The 14,157-nt window shown below is 64.5% G+C and carries 10 protein-coding genes; 3 read left to right on the top strand and 7 right to left on the bottom strand.

Annotation, left to right across the window (positions count from 1 at the left end):
* Positions 1-117: 117 nt before the first annotated feature.
* Positions 118-1,239, bottom strand: a complete 1,122-nt coding sequence (gene prfB, locus JF290_RS16650) for a peptide chain release factor 2 (RefSeq protein ID WP_199026028.1) — start codon at positions 1,237-1,239, stop codon at positions 118-120.
* A 178-nt stretch (positions 1,240-1,417) separates the two neighbouring features.
* Between prfB and JF290_RS16645 the strand changes: the two genes are divergently transcribed.
* Positions 1,418-2,872: a M20 family peptidase gene (locus JF290_RS16645; protein WP_199026027.1), complete on the top strand. Its 1,455-nt coding sequence runs from the start codon at positions 1,418-1,420 to the stop codon at positions 2,870-2,872.
* Between the two features lie 23 nt (positions 2,873-2,895).
* Here the strand turns inward: JF290_RS16645 and JF290_RS16640 are convergent, their stop codons facing one another.
* From JF290_RS16640 to JF290_RS16630, 3 genes are all read right to left on the bottom strand, one after another.
* A complete protein-coding gene (locus JF290_RS16640) occupies positions 2,896-5,448 on the bottom strand; it encodes a penicillin-binding protein 1A (RefSeq protein ID WP_199026026.1) in 2,553 nt (850 codons plus the stop codon).
* A gap of 96 nt (positions 5,449-5,544) precedes the next feature.
* Positions 5,545-6,765: an N-acetylmuramoyl-L-alanine amidase gene (locus tag JF290_RS16635; RefSeq protein WP_199026025.1), complete on the bottom strand. Its 1,221-nt coding sequence runs from the start codon at positions 6,763-6,765 to the stop codon at positions 5,545-5,547.
* Positions 6,762-7,910 carry a pyridoxal phosphate-dependent aminotransferase gene (locus JF290_RS16630; protein ID WP_199026024.1) on the bottom strand — a complete coding sequence of 383 codons (1,149 nt, stop codon included), beginning with the start codon at positions 7,908-7,910 and terminating at the stop codon, positions 6,762-6,764. The genes JF290_RS16635 and JF290_RS16630 overlap by 4 nt, the downstream gene beginning before the upstream one ends.
* A gap of 22 nt (positions 7,911-7,932) precedes the next feature.
* Between JF290_RS16630 and JF290_RS16625 the strand changes: the two genes are divergently transcribed.
* Together JF290_RS16625 and JF290_RS16620 are read left to right on the top strand one after the other, a co-directional pair.
* Positions 7,933-9,309 carry a M48 family metalloprotease gene (locus tag JF290_RS16625; RefSeq protein WP_199026023.1) on the top strand — a complete coding sequence of 459 codons (1,377 nt, stop codon included), beginning with the start codon at positions 7,933-7,935 and terminating at the stop codon, positions 9,307-9,309.
* Positions 9,306-10,052, top strand: coding sequence for a DsbA family protein (locus JF290_RS16620; RefSeq protein ID WP_199026022.1), 747 nt, complete (start codon positions 9,306-9,308; stop codon positions 10,050-10,052). Before JF290_RS16625 ends, JF290_RS16620 begins: the two co-directional genes overlap by 4 nt.
* A 6-nt stretch (positions 10,053-10,058) precedes the next feature.
* Here JF290_RS16620 and ispG read toward each other — a convergent pair whose 3' ends face one another.
* The 3 genes from ispG to hemA form a co-directional block, all read right to left on the bottom strand.
* Entirely contained in the window at positions 10,059-11,189 is a 1,131-nt protein-coding gene (gene ispG / locus JF290_RS16615) for a flavodoxin-dependent (E)-4-hydroxy-3-methylbut-2-enyl-diphosphate synthase (protein ID WP_199026021.1), read from the bottom strand.
* Between the two features lie 88 nt (positions 11,190-11,277).
* The gene (locus JF290_RS16610) at positions 11,278-12,513 is read right to left on the bottom strand and encodes a helix-turn-helix domain-containing protein (RefSeq protein ID WP_199026020.1); all 1,236 of its coding nucleotides are present in this window, start codon (positions 12,511-12,513) and stop codon (positions 11,278-11,280) included.
* A 123-nt stretch (positions 12,514-12,636) separates the two neighbouring features.
* Positions 12,637-13,860 (bottom strand): 5-aminolevulinate synthase, encoded by a 1,224-nt coding sequence (hemA, locus tag JF290_RS16605; RefSeq protein WP_199026019.1) that lies wholly within the window; start codon positions 13,858-13,860, stop codon positions 12,637-12,639.
* Positions 13,861-14,157: the final 297 nt, after the last annotated feature.

Here is a 14,157-nt window from a genome sequence, read left to right as displayed (position 1 = left end):
GTCCTATCCCTTCGTTTCGCAATGATCCGGAGCGCCATCCGTCAGGGATGATGCGCGCCGCGAATCAGGGTTAACAAGGGGCGCGTGAATCCAGCGTGAAAGCCCGCCTCTCGCGGCTCAGCCCTGCGCCTCGGCGCGGGACTTGCCCGACACGTCGAGCGCCAGGGTCGCGGCCATGAACCCGTCCAGATCGCCGTCCAGAACGCCCTTGGTATCGGACGTTTCATGGTTGGTCCGAAGATCCTTCACCATCTGGTAGGGCTGCAGAACGTAGGAGCGGATCTGGTTGCCCCAGCCCGCGTCTCCCTTGTTTTCATGCGCCTCGTTGATGGCGGCGTTGCGGCGGTCCAACTCCATCTGGTAGAGCCGCGATTTCAACGCCTTCATGGCGATGTCACGGTTCTGGTGCTGCGATTTTTCCGAACTGGTCACCACGATTCCCGTGGGATGGTGGGTGATCCGCACCGCGGAGTCCGTCGTGTTGACGTGCTGGCCGCCGGCACCCGAACTGCGATAGGTGTCGATGCGGATGTCGGCGGGGTTGACTTCGATCTCGATGTTGTCATCCACCACCGGATAGACCCAGACGGACGAAAAGGACGTGTGCCGCTTGGCCGCCGAGTCGAACGGGCTGATCCGCACGAGCCTGTGCACGCCGCTTTCCGATTTCAGCCAGCCATAAGCGTTCGGCCCGCTGATCTTGTAGGTCGCCGACTTGATCCCGGCCTCTTCGCCCGCGCTCTCGGACTGAAGTTCGACCTTGTAGCCCTTCTTCTCGGCCCAGCGGACATACATCCGCGCAAGCATTCCCGCCCAGTCGCAGCTTTCAGTACCACCCGCGCCCGCGTTGATTTCGAGAAACGTATCGTTGCCGTCAGCCTCGCCGTCGAGCAGTGCTTCGAGTTCCTTCTTCGCAGCCTTCGCGGCCAGCGTCTTCAAAGCGTCTTCGGCATCCTTCACGACCTCGGCGTCATCTTCCATCTCGCCCAGTTCGATCATCTCGACGTTGTCCGACAGATCGCGTTTGATGCTTTCATAGGTTTCCATCGCGTCAACCAGCATCTGGCGATCCCGCATCAGTTTCTGCGCGGCCTCCGGATCGTCCCACAGGTTCGGATCCTCCACACGGGCGTTGAATTCCTCCAGCCGGTGCTGCGCGGTTTCCCAGTCCATACGCTGGGCCAGAAGCTCCAGCGACTTCTCGATTTCGGCAACGGTATTCTGAATCTCGGCGCGCATCGAAGGGTCCTGCGGTGATCTGTATGCCCGTGGGTGATAGACCAGCGCCGGTGGCCCGGCAAGCAATCAAGCATACCGGCTGACCCGACGCCGCGATTGCGGCAAACCACATTCCGGTCTAACGAATCCAACAACCGACAGCGCCGTCCCTCTGCCACCGCGATCCAAGGAGCCCCACATGCTGAGCCTCATCAAACGCCTCGCCATCGGAGTCGGAGTCGTCCTCCTCGCCCTGATGGCGATCATCGTGGTCAACACGCTGCGCTATTCCGCGGGCGAAATCGCCATGGCCGAGCCGTTCGAACTGGGAGCCGACACGGACCGCGCGGCGCAAATTCTGTCCGACGCGGTGCAGTTCCGCACTGTTTCGATCGACATGAACCAACCGGAATTTCCTGCGTTTCGCGCCTTCCTTGTCGACCGGTTCCCGAACGTGCACGCGACCATGGACCACGAAGTGCTCGACGCGCAGACGCCGCTGTTCAAATGGACAGGCAGCGACGCGACGCAACAACCGGTGCTGCTGGCAGCCCACTACGATGTCGTTCCCGTGGCGCTGGACTCGATCGACGAATGGGTCCATCCGCCCTATGACGGCACGTTGGCGGACGGCTACATCTGGGGGCGGGGGACGCTCGACAACAAGGGTGCGCTGATCGCGATGATGAGCGCGGCCGAACACCTGATCGCCGAGGGCTTCACCCCGCGCCGCACGGTCTATTTCAGCTTCGGCGGTGACGAAGAGGTTGGCGGCACCGGCGCGCAATCCATCGCGCGCCACCTGACGGATCAGAACGTGCGCCTCGCCTGGGCGCTCGACGAAGGCTCCTTCGTGCTGGACGGCATCGTGCCCGGACTCGACACGCCGGTCGCCAGCATCAACCTGTCCGAAAAGGGCTACATGACGTTGAAACTGATTGCGCGCGGCACCGGCGGACATTCCTCGATGCCGCCGAAGATCACCGCGGTCGGGCGCCTTGCGCGGGCCGTTCACCGGCTGGAGGAGTCCCCGATGCCCGGCGGTCTGACCGGAGTATCGGCCGAGTTCTTCGACGGGTTGGGACCGCATTTCTCGCTTCTGCAGCGCGCGCTCTTTGCAAATCGCTGGCTGTTTGACCCGCTGCTCGAACGCGTCCTGTCCGATGCGCCGTCGACGAACGCCATGCTGCGCACGACCACCGCACCGACCATGTTGTCCGGTTCAGCCAAGGACAACGTACTGGCGACGGAGGCGAGTGCGACGATCAATTTCCGAATCCATCCGCGCGACACGGTGGACAGCGTCATCGCCCATGTGCGCCAGGTGATCGACGATTCCGCAATCGAGATCGTCGTGGACAGCGCCACGGCGATCGAGGCATCGCCGGTGGCCGACGCGCGCGCGCAGGGCTATCTCGACATCGAGGCCGCGATCCGATCCACCTTCGGTTCGCTGGTGTCGGTCCCCGGCCTGACCATCGCCGCGACCGACGCGCGCCACTACGCCAAGGCATCGGATGCAACCTATCGGATCAACCCGTTCAAGATCGGCAACGACGATTTGGTGCGGTTTCACGGCATCAACGAACGGCTGTCCTTGGACAACCTGTCGCGTGGCATCGACTTCTACGGCGCGCTGCTACGGAAACAGTAGTTGCGGCGCGGTTGTGGGGCGGGTCAGTAGAGTCCGCCCGAGCTGACCGTTCCGAAGTTCGCCTTGGGTCCGACCACCGCTGTGCCGCCGGTCGATGTCTGCACCTGGCGACCACCGCTGCTCACCTCTTCGAACAGCGGCAGGTTCGAGCCCATGGCGAAGCCGCCGTCATAGGTCAGCCCGAAGCCCGGGTCTTGCCCGTCGCGGAAATACTCGGCCACGACGTAGTTGCCGGACGCGTCATCCGGCAGGCGCGCACCGGTGAACCGGTCGATCTTGATGAAGTAGCCCCCAGGCGGCACGTCGAACGGGCCGCCGCCGTATTTCTCGGTCGCCTTGGTCATGAACGACTGGAACACCGGCCCGCACAATGACGAGCCATAGGCGCCGCGGCCCAGCGGGCGGGGACGATCGTGGCCGATATAGCAACCGGCGACGATGTTGCTGGTGAAGCCGATGAACCAGACGTCGCGCGCGTCATTGGTGGTACCGGTCTTGCCTGCGGTCGGCACCGGCAGGTTCACGACACCGCTGGCGGTGCCGCGATCGACCACGCCCTTCATCATCGACGTCAGCTGGTAGGCCGTGATCGCATCCATCACCCGTTCGCGGTCGCTTACGATGCGTGGGGTCGCGTTGGCAGCGAGCGCCGGCGAGTTGCAGTCAAGGCATTGCCGCTTGTCATGGCGATAGATCGTTTCGCCATAGCGGTCCTGGATCCGGTCGACCAGCGTCGGCTCCACCCGTTCGCCACCGTTGGCGAACATCGCGTAGGCCGCCACCATCTTGTAGAGCGTGGTCTCCTCAGACCCCAGCGAGTTGGCAAGATACGGCCCCATGTCGTCATAGACACCGAACCGTTCGGCGTATTTGGCGACAACGGGCATCCCGACTTCCTGCGCCAGACGAATGGTCATCAGGTTTCGCGACTGCTCGATACCGGTGCGCAAGGGCGTCGGCCCGTAGAACTTGTTGGTCGAATTGCGCGGCCGCCACAGGCCTTGCGGCGTGTTGATCTCGATCGGGGCGTCCACCACGATGGTCGCAGGCGAGTAGCCGCTGTCCAGCGCCGCGGCATAGACGAAAGGCTTGAAGCTCGACCCCGGCTGGCGCTGTGCCTGGGTGGCGCGATTGAACACGGAATCCTGGTAGCTGAACCCGCCCTGCATCGCGAGGACGCGACCGGTGTTCACGTCCATCGCCATGAACCCGCCTTGCACTTCCGACACCTGCCTGAGCGTCCAGCGGATGAAAGATCCGTCCTCGTCGCTCGTCATCGCGCGCACCAGAACCACATCGCCCACCTCGAGAAGGTCGCCCGCCACTTTCGCCTTGCTGGCCAGCGACCCGTCGCTGCGCCGCTTGCGCGCCCACTGAACGTCCTTTGCCTCGATCCAATGACCATCAGCATCCTCGTCGACGCCCTCGATGCCGATACGGGCATTCTGCTCGCCGATGCTGAGCACCACCGCCGGGTGCCATTCGCCGTTCAGCGTGATGTCGCGCGGCACGTCGGCGTCCGACAGCGCGGCGCGCCAGGTGTCCTCGCTGCCCAACTGGTCGGCGGCGATCTTCTCACCTGTGCCGCGCCAGATGCCGATCCCGCGGTCGTATTGCTCAAGCTCCGCACGCAACGCGGCCGCCGCGACCTCCTGCATCTCCTCGTCGATCGTGGCGCGCACGGTGAAGCCGCCGGTAAAGAACTCGCCCTCGCCGAAATCCTCGGCCAGCTGGCGGCGGATTTCTTCGGTGAAATAGTCACGCGGCGGCAGGGCCGTGCGGAAGCTTTCGAAGTCGCCATTCTGAACCGACCGCAGCGGCGCGTTGACCTCGGCTTGATAGCTTGCCTGGTCGATATACCCGTTCTCGTACATTTCCTTGAGAACGAAGTTGCGCCGCGCCAGGAGCCGGTCCTTGCGGCGCACCGGATGATAGTCGCTGGGCGCTTTCGGAAGGGACGCCAGGAACGCCGCCTCGTGCGGGGCAAGCTCGGCCAGCGTCTTGTTGAAATAGGTCTGGCTGGCCGCGGCCACACCATAGGAGTTCTGCCCGAGATAGATCTCGTTCAGGTACAGTTCGAGGATCTTCTCCTTGTCTAACGTCTCCTCGAGACGGGCGGCCAGAATGATCTCCTTGGTCTTGCGCTCGATGCGGCGATCGCCCGACAGCAGGAAATTCTTCATGACCTGCTGGGTGATGGTCGATGCCCCGCGTACGGTTTCGCCACGCGTCTGCACCGCCTCGATGGCGGCGGCCGCGATGCCGCGCGTGTCATAGCCCTTGTGGCTGTAGAAATTCTTGTCCTCGGCCGAGATGAAAGCCTGCTTGATCAGGTCGGGGATCTCGTCCGCGGGCGCGAACAGGCGGCGCTCCTGCGAGAACTCGTCGATCAGGTGTCCTTCGCCCGAATAGATCCGGCTGATCGTGGGTGGCTTGTACTGTGCCAGCGACTCGTGGCTGGGCAGATCGCGGCCATAGACCCAGAACACCGCACCGATGCTGAGCGCGATCAACGCCACGCCAAGCGTCAGGAGCGTGAAGATCGCCCCGAAGAAGGATAAGATGAACCGGATCACGGTGAAGCCCCTACTCGTACGGTAGCGCCAATATAGGGATCGGGCGGGTCAGGGTCAAAACACAACCGGGCAAGAAACCGCCTGACGCTGCGGGCTTTACTGTCGCACCAGCGGACGCTGCGCCGCATTGGACGCCTGCCAGGCGCGCAGCCCGTTGCGAATGCCCTGCGCCATCGCCGCACGCCACGCGGGGTTCTTCAGGTTGGCGAGATCGCGGGAACTGCTGAGAAAGCCGACTTCGACCAAGGCCGAGGGAATATCGGCGGCTTTCAGCACCGAAAAGGCCGCGCGGCGCAGCGGACGTCGGTTCATCGGACCGCCCGCTTCGCTCATGCCATCGACCAGCGCCCGGGCCAGCGCCTCCGCGCGTGGCTGCGTTTCCTGACGTGCGAGGTCCAGCAGAACGCCGGTCACCTCGTCATCCGCCGTGCTGAGATCGACACCCGACAGCAGCTGGTCGCGGTCGTGGCGTTCGGCGAGCTTGGCGCTGGCGACGTCCGAAGCGTCGCGAGACAGAACATGGACGGTCGCGCCATGCGCCGCGCCTTCGGCCAGCGAATCGGCATGCAGAGACAGGAAGACGTCGGCGCCGGCCTCGTGCGCGATGGCAATGCGCTGTTCCAGCGACACGAAGACATCGGAGTCGCGTGTCAGCACCACCTCAAAGCCGCCGCTTCGGCGCAACAGGTCGCGCAATTCGCGTGCGAAGGTCAGCATCAGGGTTTTCTCGTCGATGCTGTCGGTCTCGGCCCCGGGATCGATACCTCCGTGGCCCGGGTCCAGAACCACGCGCAGCGGCGCATCGGCCGCGCGCGGAGGCGGCGGCGCCAGGTTTTGGGGCACGGGCAGGTCCCAGCGCGGGTCCTGCGGCGCGCCGGCCGCGGCGGCGAATGCCTCAAGCGATACCGGCTCGAGCCGCACAGTCAACCGCGCGGCCCCCGTGCCCTCGTCCACGTCCAGCGCCGCCGCGCGCACGCCCATCGGCTCGGCCAGTTCGCCGACCATGCGGGACCAGCCCGGCACGTAGGCGCCGAACTGCACTTGCGAGACCTTTCGGCTGTCCAGAAAGCTGTCGCGCCGAAGTCCGGACCAATCGACCTCCTTGAAGTCCAGCACCAGGCGCGGCGGATCGTTCAGGGTGAACAGCCGCCACGGCACGCCCTGGCTCAGCGCAAGAGCGATGCGCGCACCGCTCCACCCGTCATCGGTGATCCGGCTCTGCGCGGCGTCGACCCGCGCCACACCGCTGAATGATTGCGCCGTCGCGGCCGCGGTCAGCAGCCAGAGCGCCGCAAGTGCTGTGCACAGCCGGATCACGCCTGCCGCTCCGCCATGAACCGTGTAAGCCGCGCCAGACCTTCCTCGATATCCGCAGTCGCCCGCGCATAGGAAAACCGTAGCGTCCCATGCCCGCGCACCGGGTCGAAATCCAGCCCAGGCGTCACCGCCACACCCGCCTTGTCGAGAATTTCGGCCGCAAAAGCCCGGCTGTCATCGGTCAGATCGGATACGTCCGCGTAGACGTAGAAAGCCCCGTCCGGTGGCGCAATCCGCGTGAAGCCCGCCTTCGGCAAACCGTCGAGCATCAGCGCCCTGTTGGCGCGATAGACGGCCATATTGGCCTGCAACTCGTCGTTACACTCCATCGCCGCAAGTGCAGCAACCTGGCTCGCGTGGGGCGGGCAGATGAACATGTTCTGGGCGATCCGTTCGATCACGCGCACATGGTCCTCGGGCACCACCATCCAGCCTATGCGCCAGCCCGTCATGCTGAAATACTTGGAAAAGGAATTGATGACATAGCAGTCGTCAGTCAGTTCCAGCGCGCTCACCGCCTTGGCCTCGTACTCGATCCCGTGGTAGATCTCGTCGCTGATGAAGGCCGCGCCCTGCTCCTGCGCCGCCTCAATCAGCGCGCCCATCGCGGCACGGTCCAGCATCGTGCCGGTCGGGTTGGCGGGCGACGCGACCATCAGCCCCGCAAGGTCCAGCCCGGCGACATCCGCGGGCACCGGTTGCAAGCGATTTTCCGGCGCAGTCGGCAAGTCGACCGGGACCAGATCCAGCGCCCGCAGGATCTGCCGATAGCTGGGATAGCCGGGCGCTCCGATCCCGACGCGGTCGCCGGTGTCAAACAGCGCGGTGAAGGCCAGGATGAACCCGCCGGACGAACCCGAGGTGACCACCACCCGATCTGAGTTCAGATCGACCCCGTACCAGTCGCCATACAGCCGCGCGATCCGCGCCCGAAGCTCGGGCAGACCCAAAGCTACAGTATAGCCAAGCGGCTGGTCTCGCATCGCGCGCTCGAGCGCCTGCGTTGCGCCTCGCGGCGCCGGTGTTCCGGGCTGGCCGACTTCCATGTGGATGATCCGGCGTCCCTCGGCCTCGGCGCGGCGCGCGGCTTCCATCACGTCCATCACAATGAAGGGATCGACCCGGGACCGGGTTGAGTTTCGCATATCGCTCTCCCATGGTGCGGCCATGCGGTTTGAACGTGTATCCCGTCCGGCGTCAATCCTTGCCTGCCTGCGGGCACGCGCCGCGCTCACCGCGCTGACCGCCCTGATACTGCTGCTCGGGGCCCTGCCCGCCGCGGCGATCTCGCTGCTTCGGGACGCCGACATCGAGCACGGGCTGACACAGCTGTCTGCCCCTGTTCTGCGAGCCGCAGGCTTGAACCCGAACCGGGTACGGGTGCTACTGGTCGATGACAGCTCTCTCAACGCCTTCGTGATCGACGGTCAGACCATCTTCCTGCATTCCGGACTGGTTCTCAAGATGACGGATCCGGCGATGTTGCAGGCGGTGATCGCGCACGAGGCCGCGCATATCGCCAATGGACATATCGCCCGGCGCGTCGGCAACATGAAGAGCGCGCGTACCGCCGCAGGGCTGGGCACCGTCCTGGCGCTGATCGCTGCGGGGGCAGGCGCGGGCGATGCTGCAGGCGGCATCGCCTTCGGTACCGCCAGTTCCGCTATGCGCAGCTTCCTGGCACATACGCGGGCCGAGGAAGCTGCCGCCGACCGCTCCGCCGCATATTTCATGCAGAGCGCCGGGGTGAATCCGCAGGGTCTCGTCGACGTGCACCGCACCTTTCAGGGGCAGGAGGCGCTCAGCGTCGGGTTGCAGGATCCCTACATGCGCTCGCATCCGCTGACCCGGGACCGTATTCGCGCCGCCGAAGGCTATGTCGCGGCGGCTGGCGACCTGCCGGCGATCGATCCCGAGGACGCCTACTGGTTCGCTCGCATCCACGGCAAGCTTTCAGCCTTCACCCGGGCGCCAAGTTGGACCCAACGACGCGTCGAAGGCGAAACCTACGAGGACGTGCGCCACATGCGCGAGGCCATAGCGCACCACCGGTTGAACGACTTCGCAAAGGCCCGGGCCGCCATCGACGCGGCAATCGCGCTGCGCCCGGAAGATCCGTTCTATCACGATCTCAAGGGCCAGATCCTGCTCGAGAACCGCAAGACGGACGCCGCTGTCGTCGAATACGAAACCGCTGTCTCGCTATCGCCGCGCAACGCGCTGCTGCTGGGTGGCTATGGCCGCGCGCTGCTGGCGAACGGACAACCCAGGGCCGCGCTCGAACCGCTCGAAAACGCTCGCTCGCGCGATTTCCGCGACACCCGCGTGCTGCGCGATCTCGCGCTCGCCTATGCCCGGGTCGATGACACCGGCATGGCGGCGCTGACCACGGCCGAACGCTATGCCCTGCAAGGCAGGCTGGAGGACGCACGTCCCCAGGCACAGCGGGCCACAAGACTGTTACCGCGGGGCTCCGCACCTTGGCAGCGGGCGCAGGATGTGTTCATTGCCGCAGACCAATCCTCGAAAAGGAAGAATCGATGATCCGCTTCGCCGCCCCTGCCCTGACCGCCCTTGCCCTCATGGCAGCTCCGGCCCAGTCCGCCGATCTGACCGCGATGACCGATGCCGAACGCGAGGCGTTCCGCGCCGAGGTTCGCGCCTATCTGATGGACAATCCAGAGGTCATCATCGAGGCCGTCAACCTGATGGAGCAACGCAAGGCCGAGGCTCAGGCCGAGGCCGATCTCGGCCTCGTCGCCGCCAATGCCGACGACATCTTCGACGACGGCTTTTCCTACGTGGGCGGAAATCCCGAAGGCGACATCACCCTGGTCGAATTCATGGATTATCGCTGCGGATACTGCCGCCGTGCCAAGCCCGAAGTCGCGAAGCTGCTGAAGAACGATGGCAACATCCGCGTCATCATCAAGGAATTCCCGATCCTTGGCGAAGCGTCCATGCTGTCCTCGCGCTTTGCCATCGCCACCAAACAGGTGGCGGGCGACGAAGCCTATATCCAGGTGCATGATGCGCTGATGGAGTTGAACGGCGATCTGACCGACGTCGTCCTGCGCCGTCTCGCCGACGGGTTCGGGCTCGATGCGGACGCGATCCTCGAGCGGATGGACAGCGAGGAGGTCACCGCCGAGATCGCCGCCACCCGTGCGCTGGCGCAGAAGCTTCAGATCAGCGGTACGCCGACCTTCGTTCTGGAGGACGAATTGCTGCGCGGCTTCCTGCCCGCCGACCAGATGGAACTGATCGTCGCGGACAAGCGCGGCTGACCGGCCTTACTCGGCGGCGTCCTGCGCCGCCGCTGCCGCGTCCAGTTCGGCGGCCTTTCGCTCGACCTGTTCGACGATGTGATCGATCATCGCCTCGTTGCTGAGCTTGTGGCTCTGCTTGCCGGCAAGATAGACCATGCCCGAGCCGGCGCCGCCGCCGGTAAATCCGACATCCGTCATCAACGCCTCGCCAGGCCCGTTGACCACGCAGCCGATGATGCTCAGGCTCATGGGCGTCTTGATGTGTTCCAGCCGCTTCTCAAGCGCCTCGACCGTCTTGATCACGTCGAACCCCTGCCGGGCGCAGCTGGGACAGCTGATGATGTTGACGCCGCGGTGCCGCAGGCCGAGCGATTTCAGAATCTCAAAGCCGACCTTCACCTCTTCGACCGGGTCGGCCGACAGCGACACCCGGATCGTGTCGCCAATCCCCATCCACAGCAGGTTGCCAAGGCCGATGGCGCTCTTGATCGTGCCGCTGACCAGCCCGCCCGCTTCGGTGATGCCCAGATGAATCGGTGCATCCGTCGCCTCGGCCAGCTGTTGGTAGGCGGCGGCCGACATGAACACGTCGCTGGCCTTCACGCTGATCTTGAATTCGTGAAAATCGTTGTCCTGCAGAATGCGGATATGCTCCAGCCCGCTTTCCACCATCGCATCGGGACAGGGTTCGCCATACTTCTCAAGCAGGTGCTTTTCCAAGCTGCCCGCGTTGACCCCGATCCGGATCGAGCACTTGTGGTCGCGTGCCGCCTGGATCACGTCCTTGACGCGCCGCTCGTCCCCGATGTTGCCGGGATTGATCCGCAGGCAGGCGGCACCCGCCTCGGCGGCCTCGATGCCGCGCTTGTAGTGAAAATGGATGTCCGCAACGATCGGCACCGGGCTTTCGGCGACGATCTCCTTCAGCGCACGGGACGAAGCCTCGTCGGGCACCGAGACGCGCACGATATCGGCACCGGCCTCGGCCGCGGCCTGCACCTGCGCCACGGTCGCCGCCACGTCGGTGGTCAGCGTGTTCGTCATGGTCTGCACCGCGATCGGGGCATCGCCACCGACCGGCACGTTGCCGACCATGATCTGTCGCGACTCGCGGCGATAGATGTTGCGCCAGGGGCGGACGTGGTTGAGCGACATGACATCGGCTCCGTTTTGCGGGTGTTGCGGGTTCGCGTTCAGTGCCAGAGATAGCCCGCGCACGGCGGCGCGGCAATGGGCGCGCCGCTCAGGGTTGCGTGACCGGGACCTCGGGATCGGGCGCTGTCTGCGCCTCGGCGACCATGCGCGCCAGGTCACTGTCCTGCTGCAGGTCCGCCACCTCGAAGCGCTCCTGCACCGCGTCGATCGACAACGCCACGTTCGAGGTGACCTGGCCCCGTTCGCCCACCGGTCCGAAATGCCGGTCGCCGAGCGCGAAATAGATCGCACCCGATTCTCCTGCACGCAAGGTTGGCGGATCTTCGGTCAGCGGCACGTCATAGCCCTGCCCGCTTTCCAAAATGCCTTCGAAAATCACGGTGCCATCGGCCGCACGCACCCGCACCCAAGACGGGCGCACGGCCACCATGCGCAGCTGCGGCGCTGTCTCCTCGACCACCTGCGGCACGATGATGCCGCGGCGCGGATCGTTTTCGTCCCGTTGCGCGACCTGCACATCGGGCAGCTCGGGCTGTGCGAAACTGCCCACGCTACGCGGATCGAGCGTCGAGATCGGCGCATCACGCGCCACCAGCACCGGCACGTCCAGCGCCTGCGGCCGGTAGAGTCGGTCCAGCGCCTCGGCGGTCGGCGTATCGAGACCGGCCAAAACCGGATCTTCGGTGCCACCGGGCTGTGCCGCCTTCAGCGGGTCGAGATCGGACAGCACCACGGGCGCTTGGTCAACCGGCGCCATCTTGACCTGCTGCACCTGTTTCAGAACCGACCAGCCGCCGTAACCCAGCCCCCCGATCAGTGCGACCAGCACCAGCATCGAGCCGATCGCGCGCGCTTCGATCTGGTTGAAGACAGATTCGCCGGACGGGATGAAGGGCGTGTTGGGCGTGATGAACGGGTCACGGACGCCGCCGTTCGACTTGGCCTGATCCTTGCGGATGGCGGCGGATTTCTTCACCACCGATGCTTCGGCGGACATGCCATGCGCCACCGAGAATCCGCTTTCCTCGCAGAATGCGGCAAAGGCCTCGTCCGGGTCCATGTTGAGATAGCGGGCATAGGAGCGCACGTAGCCGGCGATGAAGCCGGGCGTGTCAAAGGCCGAAGGGTCCGAGTTTTCTATCGCGGCGATGTAGGAGGCCTTGATCCGCAATTCGCGCTGAACGTCCAACAGCGACTTGCCCATGGTGGCGCGTTCGCCGCGCATGGTATCACCGAGACGCAGTTCGAAGTCGTCAAACCCCTTGGGTCGGACCACATCGACTTCATCTGCTTCTGATTTGCGCTGTCCCTTGCGCCCAATCATGCCTGCTGCCCCATGTCGCCTGCTGCGGTCTGTCTCAACGTGTGGAGTCGTCCCCTCGACTCATTCACGCTTTTCTTTCCACAATGCTAACACAGCGCAAGGAGTTTGCACACAGAGTTGGGCTCAGGCGCTCAACTCGGCGCGATTCAGCGCACAGTGCGACCACAGCTTGTCCATCGCGCGGACCAGCTTGTCCATCTCGTCCGGTCCATGCACCGGCGAGGGCGTGAATCGCAAGCGCTCGGTGCCGCGGGGCACCGTCGGGAAGTTGATCGGCTGCACGTAGATGCCGTGATCCAGCAGCAGCATGTCGCTGAGTTTCTTGGTGTGGACCGGGTCGCCGACGATGACCGGAACAATGTGGCTGCCATGGTCGATGATCGGCAGGCCCATGCCCTTCAGGCGCAGCTTCAGGATCTTCGCCTGGGTCTGGTGCTGCTCGCGCAACTCCGGCGCCTGCTTCAGATAGGCGACCGAAGCGGCTGCCCCGGCCGCCACGGCGGGCGGGATCGACGTGGTAAAGATGAATCCCGGCGCGTAGGACCGGATCGCATCGCACATCTTGTAGCTTGCCGCGATGTAACCTCCCATGACGCCATAGGCCTTGGCCAGGGTGCCGTTGATGATATCGAGCCGGTGCATCAGGCGATCGCGCTCGGCGACGCCCGCACCGCGGGGCCCATACATGCCGACCGCGTGCACCTCGTCGATATAGGTCAGCGCGCCGAACTCGTCGGCCAGATCGCAGATCGCCTCGATGGGCCCGAAATCGCCGTCCATCGAATAGATCGACTCAAAGGCGATCAGCTTGGGCGCGTCGGGATCGTCGGCCTCGAGCAACGCGCGCAGATGCGCCACGTCGTTGTGCTTGAAGATCCGCTTCGCACCGCCATTTCGGCGAACGCCTTCGATCATGCTGGCGTGGTTCAATTCGTCGGAATAGATTATGAGGCCGGGAAACAGCTTGGGCAGAGTGCTGAGCGTGGCGTCATTGGCAATATAGGCGCTGGTGAAGAGCAGCGCGCTTTCCTTGCCATGCAGGTCGGCCAGTTCGGCCTCCAGCCGCTTGTGATAGACCGTTGTGCCCGAGATGTTGCGCGTTCCGCCCGATCCCGCGCCGGTGGCGTCGATCGCCTCCTTCATCGCGTTCAGCACGACGGGGTTCTGCCCCATGCCAAGATAGTCATTGCCGCACCAGACGGTGATGTCGCGGGTTTCGCCTGCCGGAGTGGTCCAGACCGCGTGCGGAAACTGGCCGTTGCGGCGCTCGATGTCGATAAAGGTCCGGTAGCGGCCTTCCTTGTGCAGGCGGTCGATCGCCGCGTCGAGTTGTGCGGTGTAGTCCACCGGCTCCTCCATCTGTTTGCGCCGGACCCGGCGGCAGCTTGGCGGCGCAGTAACCGCATTCACGTTTTGGAATGATTATAGCTCGAGCATTCCATGTTCAACTGGTTATCGAACGACGATACGTCGCAGCCTTGATCTGGATCAATCCGACCTTCGAACCGGGGGCGCATCCAAAGGTCGGGAATACCTGACTTGCCGGATCGGCACCCAAACGGCAGGGTCAACGCATTGGAATGGTAACGATTTCACTTTTTTCAGGTTCGTTCATTGGTATCCGTTTCGATCCCGCGCCCAACG

The sequence above is a fragment of the Sedimentitalea arenosa genome (assembly GCF_016428585.1).
Classification (GTDB): Bacteria; Pseudomonadota; Alphaproteobacteria; order Rhodobacterales; family Rhodobacteraceae; genus Sedimentitalea; species Sedimentitalea arenosa.
Note: the sequence above shows the minus strand (reverse complement) of the source record. Positions and strands in the feature narration are given on the sequence as shown.